This window comes from Micromonospora sp. NPDC048843 (assembly GCF_040649965.1).
Taxonomy (GTDB): domain Bacteria; phylum Actinomycetota; class Actinomycetes; order Mycobacteriales; family Micromonosporaceae; genus Micromonospora; species Micromonospora hortensis.
This window is the reverse complement of record NZ_JBEZGJ010000164.1, coordinates 1-16795: the sequence shown is the minus strand read 5'-3', so window position 1 is coordinate 16795 and position 16795 is coordinate 1. Positions and strand designations below refer to the sequence as shown.

The 16795-nt window shown below is 70.6% G+C and carries 19 protein-coding genes; 13 read left to right on the top strand and 6 right to left on the bottom strand.

Features of this window, described 5'->3' with window-relative positions:
* Positions 1 to 379: 379 nt before the first annotated feature.
* The 3 genes from AB0C20_RS28900 (at position 380) to AB0C20_RS28890 (ending at position 3457) form a co-directional block, all read left to right on the top strand.
* Complete coding sequence (locus AB0C20_RS28900; protein WP_357569119.1) at positions 380 to 1411, top strand: hypothetical protein; 1032 nt, start codon at positions 380 to 382, stop codon at positions 1409 to 1411.
* A 350-nt stretch (positions 1412 to 1761) separates the two neighbouring features.
* On the top strand, positions 1762 to 2736 hold the full coding sequence (locus tag AB0C20_RS28895; RefSeq protein WP_357569118.1) for a pirin family protein: 975 nt from the start codon (positions 1762 to 1764) through the stop codon (positions 2734 to 2736).
* 52 nt (positions 2737 to 2788) lie between these two features.
* Positions 2789 to 3457 (top strand): hypothetical protein, encoded by a 669-nt coding sequence (locus AB0C20_RS28890; protein ID WP_357190683.1) that lies wholly within the window; start codon positions 2789 to 2791, stop codon positions 3455 to 3457.
* Between the two features lie 271 nt (positions 3458 to 3728).
* Here the strand turns inward: AB0C20_RS28890 and AB0C20_RS28885 are convergent, their stop codons facing one another.
* Positions 3729 to 4394, bottom strand: coding sequence for a DUF1345 domain-containing protein (locus AB0C20_RS28885; RefSeq protein WP_357190621.1), 666 nt, complete (start codon positions 4392 to 4394; stop codon positions 3729 to 3731).
* 42 nt (positions 4395 to 4436) lie between these two features.
* The gene (locus AB0C20_RS28880; protein WP_030332551.1) at positions 4437 to 4709 is read right to left on the bottom strand and encodes a DUF2795 domain-containing protein; all 273 of its coding nucleotides are present in this window, start codon (positions 4707 to 4709) and stop codon (positions 4437 to 4439) included.
* 155 nt (positions 4710 to 4864) lie between these two features.
* Here AB0C20_RS28880 and AB0C20_RS28875 point away from each other — a divergent pair, with 155 nt between their 5' ends.
* The 5 genes from AB0C20_RS28875 to AB0C20_RS28855 all read left to right on the top strand — a co-directional run bounded on the left by AB0C20_RS28875 (position 4865) and on the right by AB0C20_RS28855 (position 8295).
* A complete protein-coding gene (locus AB0C20_RS28875; RefSeq protein ID WP_238660011.1) occupies positions 4865 to 5275 on the top strand; it encodes a DUF2267 domain-containing protein in 411 nt (136 codons plus the stop codon).
* Between the two features lie 217 nt (positions 5276 to 5492).
* Complete coding sequence (locus AB0C20_RS28870) at positions 5493 to 6518, top strand: TerC/Alx family metal homeostasis membrane protein (RefSeq protein ID WP_357190624.1); 1026 nt, start codon at positions 5493 to 5495, stop codon at positions 6516 to 6518.
* A gap of 75 nt (positions 6519 to 6593) precedes the next feature.
* Positions 6594 to 7193 carry a sulfite oxidase-like oxidoreductase gene (locus AB0C20_RS28865; protein WP_357190626.1) on the top strand — a complete coding sequence of 200 codons (600 nt, stop codon included), beginning with the start codon at positions 6594 to 6596 and terminating at the stop codon, positions 7191 to 7193.
* 7 nt (positions 7194 to 7200) lie between these two features.
* The gene (locus AB0C20_RS28860; protein ID WP_357190685.1) at positions 7201 to 7965 is read left to right on the top strand and encodes a ferredoxin reductase; all 765 of its coding nucleotides are present in this window, start codon (positions 7201 to 7203) and stop codon (positions 7963 to 7965) included.
* Between the two features lie 36 nt (positions 7966 to 8001).
* Positions 8002 to 8295, top strand: a complete 294-nt coding sequence (locus AB0C20_RS28855) for a DUF6510 family protein (protein WP_357190628.1) — start codon at positions 8002 to 8004, stop codon at positions 8293 to 8295.
* 57 nt (positions 8296 to 8352) lie between these two features.
* On the opposite strand, the gene AB0C20_RS28850 is transcribed toward AB0C20_RS28855, so the two are convergent.
* The 3 genes from AB0C20_RS28850 to AB0C20_RS28840 all read right to left on the bottom strand — a co-directional run bounded on the left by AB0C20_RS28850 (position 8353) and on the right by AB0C20_RS28840 (position 9850).
* Positions 8353 to 8997, bottom strand: a complete 645-nt coding sequence (locus tag AB0C20_RS28850) for a hypothetical protein (RefSeq protein ID WP_357569117.1) — start codon at positions 8995 to 8997, stop codon at positions 8353 to 8355.
* Positions 8998 to 9020: 23 nt separating this feature from the next.
* Entirely contained in the window at positions 9021 to 9428 is a 408-nt protein-coding gene (locus tag AB0C20_RS28845; RefSeq protein ID WP_357569116.1) for a pyridoxamine 5'-phosphate oxidase family protein, read from the bottom strand.
* Positions 9429 to 9505: 77 nt separating this feature from the next.
* On the bottom strand, positions 9506 to 9850 hold the full coding sequence (locus AB0C20_RS28840; RefSeq protein ID WP_266302720.1) for a helix-turn-helix domain-containing protein: 345 nt from the start codon (positions 9848 to 9850) through the stop codon (positions 9506 to 9508).
* Positions 9851 to 9921: 71 nt separating this feature from the next.
* Between AB0C20_RS28840 and AB0C20_RS28835 the strand changes: the two genes are divergently transcribed.
* The 3 genes from AB0C20_RS28835 to AB0C20_RS28825 all read left to right on the top strand — a co-directional run bounded on the left by AB0C20_RS28835 (position 9922) and on the right by AB0C20_RS28825 (position 12195).
* Complete coding sequence (locus tag AB0C20_RS28835; RefSeq protein ID WP_357569115.1) at positions 9922 to 10689, top strand: antibiotic biosynthesis monooxygenase; 768 nt, start codon at positions 9922 to 9924, stop codon at positions 10687 to 10689.
* Positions 10690 to 10782: 93 nt separating this feature from the next.
* Complete coding sequence (locus tag AB0C20_RS28830) at positions 10783 to 11505, top strand: VOC family protein (RefSeq protein WP_357190638.1); 723 nt, start codon at positions 10783 to 10785, stop codon at positions 11503 to 11505.
* Between the two features lie 162 nt (positions 11506 to 11667).
* A complete protein-coding gene (locus AB0C20_RS28825) occupies positions 11668 to 12195 on the top strand; it encodes a GNAT family protein (protein WP_357190640.1) in 528 nt (175 codons plus the stop codon).
* Positions 12196 to 12240: 45 nt separating this feature from the next.
* Here AB0C20_RS28825 and AB0C20_RS28820 read toward each other — a convergent pair whose 3' ends face one another.
* Entirely contained in the window at positions 12241 to 12936 is a 696-nt protein-coding gene (locus AB0C20_RS28820) for a M1 family aminopeptidase (RefSeq protein WP_357569114.1), read from the bottom strand.
* Positions 12937 to 13138: 202 nt separating this feature from the next.
* Between AB0C20_RS28820 and AB0C20_RS28815 the strand changes: the two genes are divergently transcribed.
* Together AB0C20_RS28815 and AB0C20_RS28810 are read left to right on the top strand one after the other, a co-directional pair.
* The gene (locus tag AB0C20_RS28815; RefSeq protein ID WP_357190644.1) at positions 13139 to 15292 is read left to right on the top strand and encodes a glycogen debranching N-terminal domain-containing protein; all 2154 of its coding nucleotides are present in this window, start codon (positions 13139 to 13141) and stop codon (positions 15290 to 15292) included.
* 54 nt (positions 15293 to 15346) lie between these two features.
* A complete protein-coding gene (locus AB0C20_RS28810; RefSeq protein ID WP_210785140.1) occupies positions 15347 to 16648 on the top strand; it encodes an NAD(P)/FAD-dependent oxidoreductase in 1302 nt (433 codons plus the stop codon).
* Positions 16649 to 16795: the final 147 nt, after the last annotated feature.

Genomic DNA, 16795 nt, shown 5'->3' with positions numbered 1-16795 from the left:
CCAGCAGCCAGAACGGCGCGAGCATCTGCACGTACCGCCCGTAGATGGCGTCCAGCGGCTTGCCGTCCGTCGACCGCCGACCGCGTCGCCGACCGCCGACCGCCGACCGCCGACCGCGTCGCCGACCGCGACCGCTGGCCACGGGGCCGTTGGTCGTTGGTCATCGGGCTGGGGACGCCGCCTTGCACACTCTGGGGGGCAGATGACGTCGTCTGAATTGGCGGGTGTCCGTAGATCTTGGACAGTTTCCGTTCCGCGCTAACGGAAACTGTCCAAGATCTACGTTGGCGACGTAGCGGAGTGACGTGATCGGCGCCGAGTGATCCGCTCGGCCGGCGGGTACGTACCCCTGGGCGGGGACCGGCGGAGGGACACAGGCATGGCCGCAGTGGGGTACGGCGCGGATCGCGAACCGAAGTCAGGGCCGGAACCGTCCGGTGAGGCCGCACCGCGACGGTGGTCCACTGGTGCTCGCCTGTTGGTGGCTGCTGCCGCCGTCGTGTTGCTCCTGGGTGCGGCAGCGGTGGCCGTGATCGTCGCCGATCCCGACCACCTCGGCATGACCTACTCCAGCCAACGCGACGGCACTCGCCCCGACGGCACTCGCCCCGACGGCACTCGCCCCGACGGCACTCGCCCCGACGGCACTCGCCCGGATGGCACTGGCCCCGGTGACGGCGGCCGTCCGGGGGGCGTCGTCGACCCGGACGCGGCTGAGGGCCGCCGCGGTGGTGCGGGTGCTGCTGCCGAGCAACCGTTGACAGCGCCGCTGGCGGGTCGGCGGGAGGGCACCTTCGTGCTCGCGGATGGGCTGTCTTCGTTCGAGCTGCGAGTCGCCGAGTTGGGCGATGACCTGTACCGGATCAGCACCCCGGCGGGCTCGGGCGTGGCGGGCCGACCGGCGGTGCGGGGGGAGACCGTGCGGCTCGACCTCGTGGAGTCCGGGACGCGCGGGCCGCGGGCCGTGCGGGTGTTGCTCAACGAGCGGGTCGCCTGGCGTATCCACCTCGTCGGCGGGGTGAGCAGTCAGGTGTTGGACCTGGTCCGGGCCCGGCTGCTGGGGGTGGAACTCGCCGGTGGTTCCAGCCGTACCGAGATTCTCCTGCCACCGATCACCGCCGCAGGCCCCGGCAATCCCACCGGCCCGCGCTCAGAGCAGCCCGCCAGCATCCTGGCCGTACGACTCACCGGTGGGACCAGCCAGCTCGACGTCCGGGTCCCGAGGGAGACCTCGGTACGGGTTCGGGCGGGAGCCGGTGCCGGCTCGGTGGTGGTACGTGACGACCGCTGGGACGGGGTGGCCGCGGGCTCGGTGCTGGGTACGCCGGGTTGGGACCGGTCGGCGGAGCGCCTGTACCTGGACCTGGTCGCCGGTGCCAACAGCGTGCTGGTCTCCTCCAGCAACCGCTGACCCACGCCAGGCCAACCCAACAGACGGGCCAGCCCACGCCAGGCCAGCCCAGGCCAGCCCACGCCAGGCCAGCCCAGGCCAGCCCACGCCAGGCCAGCCCAGGCCAGCCCAGGCCAGGCCAGCCCAGGCCAGGCCAGCCCAGGCCAGGCCAGCCCAGCCCAGGCCAGCCCAGGCCAGGCCAGCCCACGCCAGGCCAGCCCACGCCAGCCCACGCCAGGCCAGGCCAGCCCAACCCAACAGACGGGCGAGCCCGCGCCGGCCCCCGCCCTGACAACCACGCCCTGGTGAACCCCGCCCGCCCTGAACAGAAGCGCCGCGGTCGCGAATGGGCGTGCGCGTACAGTCGGGCGGTGGAGCGTACTGAATCAATGCTGGCGCAGACCCGACCGCCTGGCGTGGCCGACGTCGATCCCGGCAGTGTGTTGTTGCCTGGCCACGACGTGCCGTTGGGTCGGTACACCACTGTGCGGCGGCTGCTTCCGCAGCGCGCCCGCCGGATGGTCGGCGCGTGGTGTTTCGTTGATCATTTCGGCCCGGACGATGTGGCGCAGCGGCCCGGTGTGGAGGTGCCGCCGCACCCGCACACCGGGTTGCAGACGGTGACCTGGCTGCTCGACGGGGAGATTCTGCACCGGGACAGCCTCGGTAACGTGCAGCCGATCGTGCCCGGCCAACTGAACGTGATGACCTCCGGGAACGGTATCGCCCACTCGGAGCGCTCGCCGGCCACCCATCCGCCGGTGATGCACGGTGTGCAGCTCTGGGTGGCGCTGCCGGACCCGGCGCGGGCCGGAGCGGCCGACTTCGCGCACCACGCCGACCTGCCGCGCTGGCGGGACGGCGATCTGGACGTCACGGTGCTGGTCGGTGAGTTCGCCGGGGAGCGGTCACCGGCGGTGGTGCACACCCCGCTGGTGGGGGTGCAGTTGGAGCTGCGCGGCGAGGCGCCGGCGACGATGGCGTTGCGGCCCGATTTCGAGTACGCAGTGCTGGCGATGTCCGGGTCCGCGGAGGCGGCCGGGGTCGGGTTCGAGCCGGGGGCGCTGCTCTATCTGGGTTCGGGCCGCCGGGAGCTGACAGTGCGGGGCGGGGCCGGGGCCCGGTTGCTGCTGCTGGGTGGTACGCCGTTCGAGGAGCCGTTGGTGATGTGGTGGAACTTCGTGGGGCGGTCGCACGAGGAGATCGCCGCCGCCCGGGAGGACTGGATGGCCGGCGACGGGCGCTTCGGTGTGGTCGCCGACGATTCGGCGCCGCCGCTGCCGGCGCCCGCCCTGCCCACTACCCGCCTCAAGGCCCGCGACCGCACCGGCGGCCTACACGGCTGACGGGCATGTACGGCCGGTGTGTGGTCGGCAGGTGGCGCGGGTAGTCGCCGCCATGGCGGCGAGTTTGATCACTCCAATGGCGGACCGTAAACGTCTGGCGCGCCGGCTCGCCGGTGGCGGGCGGGGCTTCGCCGAGCAGTACGGGTTCCGGGTGACCAACAACCCGGCGAGCCTGTTCCAGGTGCTGTACCTGTCGGTGCTGCTGGCCCGTCGTGGTGACTTTCGGCGGGCGTTGGACGGGGCGCGGGCGTTGCGTGACGAGGGGTGGGACAGCGCGGCCCGGCTGGCGCGTTCCCTGCACGAGGAACGGGTCCGGGTGCTGCGCGCCAGCGGCCAACGCGGTGACGTGGACGCGTTGGCCGCTGTGCTGGGTGACCTGGCCCGGACGGTGATCGAGCGGTGCCGGGGTGATCTGCGCCGGCTGCGGGCGGTGGCGCACCACGACCCGGTCCGGGAGCGCGCGTTGCTGGCCGAGCTTCCGGGCGTGGATGATCAGGTCGTCGTCCTGTTTCTCCGCGAGGCGCAGGCGTTGTGGCGGGAGGTGGCCCCGGTCGCCGATCGGCGGGCGCTGGCCGCCGCGCGTCGGCTCGGGCTGGGCAGGTCGGCGGACGACCTGGCCGGCCTGGCCACTGGCGAGTCCGAGCAGTTGGCCTGGCTGGTGGGGGCGTTGGCCCGGGTCGACCTGGAGCATCGGTACGCGGAGGTGACCGGTCGGCAGTGACGTGCCCTGGCCCACACTTCCCCAAATTCTGACCAAACGGAGGATGTTCTGCCGTATGGTTGGACCCGGCAGTGCTGGCCGCTCGGTTCGAGCGGACCTCCACCGCCTGGTGACCGCGACCGGTTCGGATGCGGTTCACCGCCTGGGCAGGCTTGCGTGGCGCCCTAGGTCGCGGTTCGTGACCAGGGGCGCCCGCCTGTCCCGGCCCTTCGATCGGCCCCGCCCCGTGTCGTGCTCCGGGGGACTGCGCGGCCTACCGCGTCAACAGCCGTCACCGCGCCAGACCCGCCAGCAGGTTCACGGTCACAGCGATGATGAACGCGCCGAACAGGTACGACACCATCGAGTGGCGCAGCACCGTACGACGCATCTCGTTGCTGGTCAGGTTGGTGTCGGAGATCTGGAACGTCGTCCCGATGGTGAACGCGACGTACGCGAAGTCGGAGTAGCGCGGCGGTTCGGGCTGGTTGAAGTTCACCCCGCCGTCCGGGCCGGTGTAGTAGATCCGGGCGTACCGGGCGGCGAACACGGTGTGCACCACGAACCAGGAGAGCACCACGCTGAGCACGCCCACGCCGCTGTGCAGCTCCCGGGCCATCCCGGGGGGCGCGCTCTGCGCGCTGGCCACCACCAACCCGACGGCCAGCAGGCTGGCCAGGCAGGCGACGAGCAGCAGGGCGTCCCGGATCGCCCGGTTCGGATCCTCGTGGACGGCCAGTTGGGCGGTCCGCTCGGCGTCCATCGGCCAGATCTTGTGCCAGACGAGCACGAGCCAGCTCAGCGCGCCCACGTCCCAGCCGGCCAGCGCGGCGAGCGGCAGGGGCAGCAGCAGCGCGAAGACGCAGCCGGCGATGATGCCGACCACCGCCACGACGGCGAGCTGCTTCGCAGCCGGGAAACGTACGTCCGCTGGCCGGTCGGGGCCGGTCTGGGTCATTCGGGACGCTCCCGGGTCGGGGTGGTGGGCGCCACCGCCGGGTCAGATGCCGCGCAGGTGTTGCGAGACCCGGTTGTGCTTCTTGTCCCGGGCCTGCTCGGCCCGCTGGGCGGGACCGACCTCGGGCGCCGCCTCGATCCCGGCCGACCGGGCCACCTCGGTCCCGTTGGCGTAGTCGACCGGCGGCAGGGCGCGCAGCGCCTTCAGCACGTCCGGCGGGGCACCCTCCCGTTCGGCCTCTCGGACCACGTCGTCCTTCTCGGCCGGGTAGTCCAGGCTCGACAGGTACTGCAGGACGTCGGCGTAGCTCGCCATGGCGTGGGCTCCCTCGGGCATCGATGTGGTGACGACCGGCGGCGGTTACCCGCCCGCCGGCCTGTCACGCCCGCCCGGCACAGGAAACCGGCGCCGTTTCTCCTCGGCCGCCGCGGGTACCCGCAGGCGCCGACGCGAGTCCAAGGGAGTACGCGATGAACTACGACACCTTCATCGACCAGGTTTCCCAGCGCACCGCCACGTCGTCCGAACGGGCGGTCGAGCTGACCCGGGCCGTGTTGGAGACGTTCGCCGAGCGGTTGACCGGCGGTGAGGTCCTGGACCTGGCTGCCCAGTTGCCCCAACCGCTGCAACTGGTGCTCAAACCCAGCCCGAGCACCGAGCAGGCGGACCGGTTCGGCGCGGCGGAGTTCGTCGCCCGGGTCGCGTTGCGTGCCGGTGTGCCGGAGCCCGCCGCCGAGGACGCCAGTCGGGCGGTCTTCACCACCCTGCGCGAGGCGATCACCGGCGGTGAGTTCGATGACGTGGTGACCCAACTGCCACGTGACTATCGGGGCCTGGTCGAGCAGGCGATGGCCCCGGGCGCGACGTTGCGCCGCGGCTGACAGCGCTCGTACCGGGCACACACAGCGGTTTACCAGGGCAACCATCGATGTCCCGCTTGGCGTGGCGATTCCGCCTGGCCTAACCTTGTCGTGCGAGGGGAGTACTTCCCACGAACCATTCCGGTCAGTACGGCGCGCCCGGCGCGCCTCGGGTGGTTGCCCACTAGGTGGTGGGTGAAGGAGACCTCGAACATGACGGTGTTCGAGGAGACCCCACATGAGCCAAGTGTCGTATCTGTCCGCCGCCAGTGACCTGTCGTCGGTGGGCACGCCCACGCTGTGGGCGGTCACCATCATCGGGGTCCTCCTGCTGTTGGTGCTGGACTTCCTGGTCACCCGTCGCCCGCACGAGGTGTCAATGCGGGAGGCCATCGGCTGGTCGGCCTTCTACATAGCGCTGCCGCTGGCGTTCGGCGGCTGGCTCTGGTGGCGATTCGGCTCCCAGCAGGGCGTTGAATACCTGACCGGTTACCTGGTGGAGAAGTCGCTATCGGTCGACAACCTCTTCGTCTTCATGCTGCTGTTGGCGGCGTTCGCGGTGCCGGCGGTGCTCGCCCAGCGGGTGCTGCTCTACGGCATCGCCGGCGCGCTGGTGCTGCGGGCCGTCTTCATTGCCCTCGGCGCGGCGGCGTTGCAGACCCTCGACTTCGCCTTCCTGCTCTTCGCGATCATCCTCATCGCCACCGCTGTGAAGCTGCTGCGTGATGCCATGTCCGGGCATCAGCAGGAAGTCGACATCAACAAGATGCGGTCGGTGAAGCTGCTGCGCAAGGTCATGCCGGTGGTCGACGACTACCACGGCACCAAGATGACCGTCCGGCAGGGCGCGAAGCGGGCACTCACGCCGTTCGCCCTGGTGGTGGTTGCGGTGCTGGCCACCGACATCGTCTTCGCTGTCGACTCGGTACCGGCGGTCTACGGCATCACCGAGGACCCGTACCTGGTGTTCGCCACCAACGCGTTCGCCCTGCTCGGCCTGCGGGCGCTCTACTTCGTCCTGCACGCGGCGCTGAGTCGGCTGGTGCACCTCAGCTACGGGCTGGCCATCATCCTGGCGTTCATCGGCCTCAAGCTGGGTCTGCACTGGGCGCACGGCATCTGGGACAGCGTGCCGCAGATTCCCACCCTGGCCTCGCTCGGCGTGATCATCGGTGTGCTGGTGGTGGTCACCCTGACCAGTCTGCGCGCCACCCGGGGCGGCGACCTGCCCGAGGACCGCAAGGTGGTCGCGGAACGGCACTGACCGCGCCGCGCCGGCTGACGACGGCGTACGCGGGAAAGCTCCCGCTCCCACCGGCGCGGGTGGTACGACTGTGCAATGGGAATCGTGTCACCGGGCTTTCAGGGTCGGCCTCGAACACAGGAGCCGGCCCTGCCACCCGGTCAGTATCTGACCGAGGACTTTCCGGTGCTCTCGGCCGGCCCGACGCCCCGGGTGTCACTGGACACCTGGGAGTTCGTCATCTCCGCCGAGAACGGCAGCGAACACCGGTGGTCGTGGCAGGAGTTGATGGCCCTGCCGCAGGAGACGCCGATGGTGGACATCCACTGCGTCACCCGCTGGTCCAAACTCGGCACCAACTGGCAGGGCGTCTCACTGGACACGCTGCTGGCCAACGTCGACACGGGCGCGCACTTCGCGCTGGCGCACTCCTACGGCGGGTACACCACCAACCTGCCGCTCGACGACCTGCGCGGCGGCCAGGCCTGGGTGGTGCACACCTTCGACGGTGCCCCGCTGCCCGCTGAGCACGGCGGGCCGGCCCGACTCCTGGTCCCGCACCTGTACTTCTGGAAGTCCGCCAAGTGGGTGCGCGGCCTCCGACTCAAGACGATGGACGAGCCAGGGTTCTGGGAGACCGCCGGGTACCACGACTACGGCGACCCGTGGCGCGAACAGCGGTACCAGGGTGACTGAGCGCGCCGTGGCGACGAGCACCCAGCGCCGTACGCCCAACCGTTGGCAGGTCGGCCGGCTGGTGGAGCGCCGGGTGGAGACGCCGACCGCGCAGACCCTGGTGCTGGAGGTGCCGGACTGGCCGGGGCACCTGCCCGGGCAGCACGTCGACCTGCGGCTCACCGCCCCGGACGGTTACCAGGCGGCACGGTCGTACTCGATCGCCGGGCCGGCCGTGGACGGGCCGGGAGGGCCGCGCATCGAGGTGACAGTGCAGCGGGTGCACGACGGCGAGGTGTCGCCGTACCTCATTGATGTCTTTGGTGGCGGCGACCCGGTGGAGGTGCGCGGACCGCTCGGTGGCTGGTTCATCTGGCGGCCCGAGGAGACCGCGCCGGTGCAGCTCGTCGCGGGTGGGTCGGGAATCGTGCCGCTGATGGCGATGATCCGGGCGCGGCGGGCGGTGGGCAGCAAGGCGCCGTTCCGGCTGATCTACTCGGTGCGCACCCCCGGCGACGTGATCTACGCCGACGAGCTGCGCCGCCGGATCCGCGACGACTTCGGGCTGGACGTCGCGTACGTCTACACCCGGGAGGCGCCCGAGGGCTGGCGCGGCGAGCCGCACCGGATCGGGCTGGCCGACGTCAACACGCACGGGTGGCCACCGGACCTGGAACCTCTCACCTACGTCTGTGGCCCGACCGCGTTCGTGGAGACCGTGGCCGACCTGCTGGTGGGGCTGGGTCACCCGTCGCGTCGGGTCAAGACCGAACGTTTCGGCCCCACCGGCTGACCATCCGCTCACTCACGCAGTGTCGAGGAGATTTCGATGACCGAGATGTCGTACGTGGACGGCAACATGCTCGACGGCCCGATGCGTGAGCTGTTCACCGTCGACCTGAGCAGCGCGATGGGCCGCTGTGAGAACTGCGGGACGACCGGCTCGATGGCCAGCCTGCACGTCTACTCGCACGCCCCGGGTCTCGTCGCCCGCTGCCCGTCCTGCGAGGAGGTGATGGTGCGCCTGGTGCGCGGGCCGGACCGGGCCTGGCTGGACATGCGCGGCACCACCTACCTCCAGGTGCCGATGCCGATGGAACAGACGTTCCCCGGCCCGCTCTGACGGAACGCTTGCCCGGCTGAGGCAACATGGCCGGATGAGCACCCGTCGACGGGCCCCTTAGTGGCGGAGGAGGTCGTAGGCCCGGGCGAGGTCGTCGGCCCACGGTGAGTCGTAGTCACGTTCCCACGCGCGGTGCAGACGGTCGCGGGTCGCCGCTCGGCGTAACCAGTCACCGAGGACGCTGGGCTTCTGACTCGTGAAGTTCAGTTTGCCGACCAGCTCGGCCAGGTGACGGTCCGCCGACGGGTTGAGCGTGGCGTCCCAGACGTCGAGGAATCGTTCGAGGCGCTCGCCGGCCGCGTGAGCCGCGTCGAGGAAGTCCGTCGGATCGGTGAACGACCCGAGCCGCGACGGGTGATCCGCCAACAATGCCCGCCACACCGCGTCGAGGTACGCGTCGACGGCCTCCTGCTCGACGTGCGGCCAGGTGCGCCACTCCTGACGGGGGAGTTTGCCCAGGACGATGACCGGTTCCAGGTCGTCGGACTCGAGCAGGCGCTCAAGGAGGACGGGGAGCAGGGCCTTCACGTCCGCACGGCTGCCGACAGTGTTGCCGAGGCTGATGGTCAGTGAGAACAGGTCGTGCTCGTCGACCAGCACCGGGCCCTCGCAGTGTGGGCAGCCGTCGAACGTCGCACGGCGCGGATATCGGGCGAACGCGTCCCGTACGCCCGCCAGGGCAGACGTCAGCTCGTCCTCCACCGGCCGATTCTCGCATCGACGGCTTACTGCGCGGTGCCCGCGAGTAGCCACCGGCGGACGGGGATCTCCAGCAGCGCCCGCTCACCGTCCGGACCGACCTGCCGGCCGACGTCCCAGCCGTCGTACTTGCGCGCGAACGCCTCGACGACGGTGCTGGGGAATCCACTTCGGTGCACGTGGGCGGCGCCCTCCGCCACCACTGGCGCGTCGCCGCTCTCCAGAGCCACTGACACCCGTGGGTCGGCCACGACGTTGCGGGCCTTGACGCTGCGGCTCTCGCAACCGACCCAGAACGTCGCCGAGAGGTAGACGAACCAGACCGGCGTCAGGTGTGGGGACCCGTCGCGCCGCACCGTGCACAGCCAGACGTTCAGCTCCCGCGACAGTCGCTCTTCGACGTCGGCCGGGGGGATCGAGGGGGTTCGGCTCACCGGGCCAGTGGATCACAACGTCGCACGTCCCGACGACGATCTTTCCACTGCTGCCGGGCCGCGTGCGGCGCGTCGAATCAGGCAGCGGAGGGTTCGTCGATGGCGGTACCGGTACGTGCGGCCCGCGCGGCGCCCCAGTCGTACAGGGCCTGCAACACCGGGGCCAGGCTGAGGCCTTCCTCGGTGAGCCGGTACTCGACGTGGGGTGGTGTGGTCTCGTGGTCGTGCCGCAGGACGAGCCCGTCGGCCTCCAACTCGCGCAGACGCTGCGTCAGCATCTTCTCGCTGACCCCTGGCATCCGGCGGCGCAGCTCGCCATAGCGGTGTACGCCCTCCTTGAGATGGGCCAGGATCACCGGTCGCCATTTTCCGCCGACAACGTCGACGGCGAGTTCCACCGGGCAGTGGTATCGCTTGGGCATCGTGGCCTCCCTCGGCACGTACCAAAAGGTGCGTACTTGATCATCACCGATGCGGGTGTTCAGCTGTAGCCATGGTGATCGAGTACATCAGGTACCGCGTCCCGCAGGAACGGCTGGACGGTTTCGAGGCGGCGTACGAGCGGGCCGCTGTCGCGTTACGTGCCGCGCCGCAGTGTGTGGACTACGAGTTGAGCCGCTGCCTGGACGACCCCGCCTGCTACCTGCTGCGCATCACCTGGACGTCGGCGGACGAGCACCGGAAAGGGTTCCGGGGTGGCCCGGTGTTCGGGCAGTTCTTCGCCGCGATCAAGCCGTACGTCGAGGACATCCAGGAGATGCGGCACTACGCCCGAACGTCGGTTGCCGGCCCCGGTGGCGCCGCGCCGCCGAGCTTGTACGAGTGGGCCTGCGGCTCCGACGCGTTCATGAGGCTCTGCGAGGCCTTCTACCGCCTGGTCCGCTCCGACGACCTGCTCGCGCCGATGTTCGCGCAGATGGACCCCGACCACGCCCGGCATGTAGCGGTATGGCTTGCCGAGGTCTTCGGTGGACCGGCCACCTACACGACGCAGCGCGGCGGCTACCGCCACATGCTCGGCCAGCACCTGGGCAGGGCGATCAGCGAGGCGCAGCGTCGGCGGTGGGTCAACCTGATGATGGACGCCGCCGACGAGGTTGGCCTACCCGGCGATCCGGAGTTTCGCGCCGCCTTCGCGAGCTACCTGGAGTGGGGCACCCGCTTGGCGGTGGGCAATTCTCAGCCGGACGCGGACCCGATCCGGCAGGCGTCGATCCCACGCTGGGGTTGGGGTGTGGCCCCGCCGTACCTCACCGCGTGACCCGAAACTCGGGTGCGGTCGACCTGGCACATCCCTAGGCTCCCGCTTCGACGGCCGGCAGGGCGTCCGGCCCGACGGGAGATGAGCGCAGCGATGACCGCACACCTGTTCGCGATCAGTTTCGACGCGAGCGAGCCTCTGCGGCTCGCGCAGTTCTGGGCCGGGCTCCTGGGGCGGAACATCGCCGACGATCCGCACGAGGGCGTCCTGCTCCTACCCACCAACGACAACGAGTTCCACATCCGCTTCGCCCCGAACCAGCAGCCGAAGGTGGTCCAGAATCGGATGCACTTCGATCTGACCAGCAGTTCGCTGGAGGACCAGCGGCAGACGGTGGCCAGGGCACTGGAACTCGGCGCGCGGCACGCGGACATCGGCCAGGGCCCGGAGATCGATCATGTGGTGCTGGCCGACCCGGAGGGCAACGAGTTCGACGTCATCGCACCGGGTAACAAGTTCCTCGCCGGCTGCGGCTTCGTCGGTGCGCTGGCCAGCGACGGGTCACAGAAGGTTGGCTATTTCTGGAGCCGGGCGCTGGGCTGGCCGCTGGTCTGGGACCAGGACGAGGAGACCGCGATCCAGTCGCCGCTCGGAGGCACGAAAATTTCCTGGGGCGGCCCGCCGTACATGCCGAACGGAGGCAGGGATCGGGTGCGTCTCGACCTCGCCCCGGCTGTCGGCGTCGATTGGCAGGCCGAGGTCGACCGTCTGCTCTCGCTCGGGGCGACCCGGGTCGACACCGACCAGGAGGGGACAGGCCGACTGGTGCTGGCCGACCCCGACGGTCAGGAGTTCAGCGTCCTGACGTCCCGCTAGCCCGGCCAACGCCCGCATGATCGTGCTCGATCAGTGATGTAGTGGCCATGTGCGCCGCCGGAAGCCACTCCATCCTTGTTCGAGCCCGATCATGGCCCGCCGCGACGCGCACGCGGCGGCCGGTTGGACAACAGCGGCACCGGTCGGTCAGAGTGATCCGCCGTGAGATACCTGCGTACCGGTGGTCCCGCCGCGATCCGGCGACCCCGGCCCACCGACTCGGACGAGTTCGTCGCTGCCTCGCGGCGCAGTCGGGACCTGCACCACCCCTGGTTGGCCGCGCCGGCCAGCCCGGAGGAGTACGAGCTCTATCTGCGCCGGATCCGTCGCCGCGACAGCGCCGGCTACCTGATCTGCGACCGGGCCAGCGGCGAGATCGCCGGCTACGTGAACATCAGCGGAATCGTGCTCGGTGCGCTGCGTGGTGGCTACCTGGGGTACGCGGCGTTCCTGCCGTACAGCGGGACCGGGCACGCCTCGGCGGGCGTCGCCCTGGTGATCGACCACGCGTTCACCTCGGTCGGGTTGCACCGGCTGGAGGCGAACATCCAACCGGGCAACGAGCCGTCGCGGCGGGTCGCCCGCAAGCTGGGTTTCCGGTTGGAGGGTTTCTCCCCGGACTACCTGTTCATCGACGGCGCCTGGCGCGACCACGAGCGCTGGGCGATCACCGCACCAACCCCCGCCTGACCGTCGGCCCGCCGCGACCGGCCCGACGGGCAGACGGGCAGACGGTCACCGCGGGAGCGGGCCGGTCTCCGGCGGCGTGGTGGGGGAGTCCAGCCACGCGTCGATCAGCGCCTGGTGCAGTTGACGCAGCATCGCGGCCCCACAGGTGTAGACGTTCGTCGCCCCGAACTCGGCGCGGTCCGGCTTACTCGGCGGGCCGTACTCCTTGCGCAGTTCGCCGTCGCGTTGCCGGCTCGACTTCACCAGCTCGGCGTCGGAGAGCCCGTACCTGTCCTTCTCGTAGAGCTTCTGCACGTAGAGGGCCCAGCCCTCGTTGAGCCACATGTCGCGCCAGTCGGTGAGCGTGACGGCGTCGCCGAACCAGTGGTGGGCGTACTCGTGCAGTGTGGTGAGGTCGAACATCTGATCGCCGCGGGCCGGTTGGACCTCGCCCAGGGTGACCATCTGCTGGGTTTCCATGGCGGAGTTCGACTCGACCATGACGAGGCCTGTGGAGTCGAACGGGTACGGGCCGAAGCGTTCCTCCAGCCAGGTCAGGAAGGCCGGGGACCGCTTGAACATCGGCAGGTACTGGGCGTCCTTCGCGCGGTACCAGGTGGTCACCGGAATGCCGCGCGGGCCGGTGGCTGCCAACTTCCGGTACCTGCCGACGGCCAACGTCGTCGCGTACGACGCCACGGGGGCGGTGCTGCGGTAGGTGAACGTGTTGCCGCTCTGCCCGACCGGGGTGCCGCTGGCCACACCCGTCCAACCCTTGGGCGCGGTGACCGCGATGTCGTAGAGCGCCTCGTCGGACGGGTGGTCGTTGACCGGGTACCCTGGCCCCGCCGGCGAGTTGCCGACAGCCGGGTTGCGATCTTGTTAATTCGTCCCCCAGGAGCACCGGACCTTTCACCCGGACTGGGTGATGACGCTCCGTACCCTGCTTCCTACGGTGGGTGTCATGGCTGCCGTTCGCGCGACCCCTGCCAACCCCTTCCCCGGCCTGTCCGTCCCGGACGGGGACAGCGCCGACCAGCGGGCCATCCCGCCCGAGCTCGGCCCCGACTCGCTCGCGGTGCTCAGCGGGCCCACGTTCCTGTACTCCAACGCGTGCGGGGATGTGCCGACGGGCAGCATCGGTGGGCTCGTCCACCTGGACACCCGCCTGATCAGTGGGTGGAGCCTTACCGTCAACGGCGGCGAGTTGTTGCCGCTGCGCTCCGAGACGATCGACCACTACTCCGCGCAGTACGTGCTCACCAACCCGGAGTTGCCCGGGCTGCCGCCGAACACGTTGGGCCTGCGGCGACTGCGCTACGTCGGCGACGGCTTCCACGAGCGCGTGGAACTGGTCTCCTTCCGGCAGGAGCCGGTCCGGGTGGAACTGCGCCTGGCCGTCGCCGTCGACTTCGCCGACCTGTTCGAGGTCAAGTCGAGGGTGCGGGACCGCTCCGCCGAGATCAGCCGTCACCACGCTGCCGACGGGTCCGAGCTGTGCTTCTCCTACCAGCGTGGTGACTTCTCCGCGCAGACCCGGGTGTGCTGCGCGAAGCCGGCCGACCGCATCGAGGGCGACGACCTGGTCTGGGAGTTTGAGTTGAACCGCAGCGAGGAGTGGAAGGTCGACCTGCACGTGCCGCTGCCGCCCGGGATGGGGGTGGTCGAGCCGGTCCGGGGCGACATCGCCGACGTGATCCACGGCCGGGCCGACGACCCGCTGCGCCGGTGGCTGGAGGACCGGGCGGTGCTGCGCAGCGACAACCCGGCGTTGGAGCACACAGTGCGGCAGTCCCGCAACGACCTGGCGGCGTTGCGGCTCGACCTGGAGGTCAAGGGCCAGCGGATCCTGCTCCCCGGCGCCGGCCTGCCGTGGTTCCTCGCCGTCTTCGGCCGCGACACCCTGATCACCGCCTACCAGACGCTGGTCGCGGGGCCCGAGTTGGCGAAGGGCACCCTGCTCGCCCTGGCCCGCCTTCAGGGTGAGACGTGCGACGACTTCACCGACGAGGAGCCCGGCAAGATCCTGCACGAGGTGCGCAGCGGCGAGTTGACCCGCAGCGGCGAGAAGCCGTTCGGGCCGTACTACGGCAGCGCCGACGCCACCCAACTGTGGTTGATCCTGCTCTCCGAGTACTGGCGCTGGACCGGCGACGACGAGACCGTCCGGCACCTGCGGGACAACGCGCTGGCCGCGTTGCGCTGGATCGACGAGTACGGCGACCGGGACGGCGACGGCTTCGTCGAGTACGCCACCCGCTCGCCCGAGGGGCTGGGCAACCAGTGCTGGCGGGACTCCCCGGACGGCGTCTGCTTCGCCGACGGCCGGATCCCCGTGCTACCGCTGGCCACCTGCGACCTGCAGGGCTACACCTACGACGCCAAGATGCGACTGGCCGAGTTGTTCGACGGGCCGTTGGACAACCCCACGTTGGCCCACCGGCTGCGCGACGAGGCCAACACCCTGCACGAGCGATTCAACCGCGACTTCTGGATCGACGAGCGGGGCGGCTACTACGCGGTCGCCCTGGACGGCGACAAGAACCGCGTCGACTCCAAGACCTCCAACATGGGTCACCTGCTGTGGAGCGGAATCGTGCCGCCGGAACGGGCCGACGCGGTGGTGCGTCAACTCATGTCGCCGGACATGTTCTCCGGTTGGGGTATCCGCACGCTGTCCCGGGAGGAATGGCTCTACAACGCCCTCGGCTACCACCTGGGCACGGTCTGGCCGCACGACAACTCGATCGCCGCGCTCGGCCTCGCCCGGTACGGCTACCGGGCCGAGTCGAACCGGATCAGTCTGGCGATGTTCGAGGCGGCCGACCAGTTCGGTTACCGGCTGCCGGAGGCGCTCAGCGGTTTCGACCGGGAGCGGCTGCTCTTCGCCGTGCCGTTCCCGACCGCGTGCAGCCCGCAGGCGTGGGCGGCCGGCACGCCGCTGGCCCTGATCCGCGCCATGCTCGGCGTCAACCCGGTCGGCGGCCGGCTGGTCCTCGATCCGGACGTCCCGGAGGAACTGGGCCGGATCACCGCCGAGCGGGTCCGGGCGTTCGGCCAGCAGTGGGAGTTGGAGGCGGTGGGCCGCAGTGGCCACGTACGGCTCCAGCCGAGCTGAGCACGGCTGGCGCCTAGGACGTTTGTCGAGGGCTTCGACGGGAAACGGCCCGCAATGACGAAACCTCGTGTGGTGATCGTGGGGGCCGGGTTCGCCGGTTACCACGCGGCGAAGACGTTGAGCCGGATCGCCCGGGACCGGGCCGAGATCGTGGTACTGAACTCCACCGACTACTTCCTGTATCTGCCGCTGCTGCCCGAGGTGGCGGCCGGGGTGGTCGAGCCCAAACGGATCGCCGTGCCGCTGACCGGGACGCTCAAGGGCGTACGCGTGGTGGTCGGCGAGGCGGACCACGTCGACCTGCAGAACCGCTGGGTCGGCTTCACACAGGCCGAGGGGGAGAAGAACCGGCTGGCGTACGACCGGCTGGTGCTCGCCGTGGGCAGCGTCAACAAGCTGCTGCCGATCCCGGGGGTGACGGAGTACGCGCACGGCTTCCGCGGCCTGCCCGAGGCCGTCTACCTGCATGATCACATCGTTCGGCAGATCGAGCTGGCCGAGCAGGCCGAGGACCCGGCCGAGCAGCAGGCCCGGTCCACGTTCGTGGTGGTCGGGGCGGGCTACACCGGCACCGAGGTCGCGGCGCACGGGCAGCTGTTCACCGACGCGTTGCACGCCCAGCGGCCCCGACTCACCGTCCGGCCCCGCTGGATGCTGCTCGACGTGGCGTCCCGGGTGCTGCCGGAGTTGGACAAGAGGATGTCGGACACGTCGCACAAGGTGCTCAACCGGCGTGGGGTGGACGTGCGGATGGGTACCTCGGTGGCCGAGGCGACCTGCGACGGGGTCAAGCTCACCGACGGCGAGTACGTGCCGACCTGCACCCTGGTGTGGTGTGTGGGGGTGCGCCCCGACCCGTTCGTCAACGAGCTGGGCCTGCGGACCGACCGGGGTCGACTGGTCACCGACGAGTTCCTCAACGTCCCCGGCTATCCGGAGGTCTTTGCCTGCGGCGACGCCGCCGCGGTGCCCGACCTGGTCAACCCGGGCAAGGTGTGCGGGATGACCGCCCAGCACGCGCAGCGGCAGGGCAAGCGCGCGGCGTACAACATCGCCGCGTCGTACGGGTTCGGCCGCCGCAAGCCGTACAAGCACCACGATCTGGGTTGGGTCGTCGACCTGGGCGGCAAGGACGCGGCGGCGAACCCGTTGCAGGTCAACCTGGCCGGGTTGCCGGCCAAGGCGGTCACCCGGGCGTACCACCTGATGGCGATGCCGGGAAACCGCACGCGGGTCAGCGCCGACTGGGCGTTGGACGCCGCGTTGACCCGGTCCGCGGTCCAGTTGGGGTTGGTGCCGGCCAACGCGGTGCCGCTGGAGAGCACCACACCCGAGGTCGCGACCCGGTCCCGCTGAGCGGGCACCGGTCAGGTCGTCGGAAGCAGGGCGGCCCCGCCCGGCCAGGTCGTCGCGAAGTGGGACGGCCGCGACGGTCAGTCGGTGGTGCCGGCCGGCCGCGCGGACCGCGCGGCCGGACCGGCCGGCGGTGCGGGGCGGAGCCGG

Excerpts from the sequence above, each read along its gene's own strand:
- AB0C20_RS28900 (WP_357569119.1), top strand. The coding sequence starts at position 380 with ATGGCCGCAGTGGGGTACGGCGCGGATCGCGAACCGAAGTCAGGGCCG.
- AB0C20_RS28890 (WP_357190683.1), top strand. The coding sequence starts at position 2,789 with ATGGCGGCGAGTTTGATCACTCCAATGGCGGACCGTAAACGTCTGGCG.
- AB0C20_RS28885 (WP_357190621.1), bottom strand. The coding sequence starts at position 4,394 with ATGACCCAGACCGGCCCCGACCGGCCAGCGGACGTACGTTTCCCGGCT.
- AB0C20_RS28880 (WP_030332551.1), bottom strand. The coding sequence starts at position 4,709 with ATGGCGAGCTACGCCGACGTCCTGCAGTACCTGTCGAGCCTGGACTAC.
- AB0C20_RS28875 (WP_238660011.1), top strand. The coding sequence starts at position 4,865 with ATGAACTACGACACCTTCATCGACCAGGTTTCCCAGCGCACCGCCACG.
- AB0C20_RS28870 (WP_357190624.1), top strand. The coding sequence starts at position 5,493 with ATGAGCCAAGTGTCGTATCTGTCCGCCGCCAGTGACCTGTCGTCGGTG.
- AB0C20_RS28865 (WP_357190626.1), top strand. The coding sequence starts at position 6,594 with ATGGGAATCGTGTCACCGGGCTTTCAGGGTCGGCCTCGAACACAGGAG.
- AB0C20_RS28855 (WP_357190628.1), top strand. The coding sequence starts at position 8,002 with ATGACCGAGATGTCGTACGTGGACGGCAACATGCTCGACGGCCCGATG.
- AB0C20_RS28840 (WP_266302720.1), bottom strand. The coding sequence starts at position 9,850 with ATGCCCAAGCGATACCACTGCCCGGTGGAACTCGCCGTCGACGTTGTC.
- AB0C20_RS28835 (WP_357569115.1), top strand. The coding sequence starts at position 9,922 with ATGGTGATCGAGTACATCAGGTACCGCGTCCCGCAGGAACGGCTGGAC.
- AB0C20_RS28830 (WP_357190638.1), top strand. The coding sequence starts at position 10,783 with ATGACCGCACACCTGTTCGCGATCAGTTTCGACGCGAGCGAGCCTCTG.
- AB0C20_RS28815 (WP_357190644.1), top strand. The coding sequence starts at position 13,139 with ATGGCTGCCGTTCGCGCGACCCCTGCCAACCCCTTCCCCGGCCTGTCC.
- AB0C20_RS28810 (WP_210785140.1), top strand. The coding sequence starts at position 15,347 with ATGACGAAACCTCGTGTGGTGATCGTGGGGGCCGGGTTCGCCGGTTAC.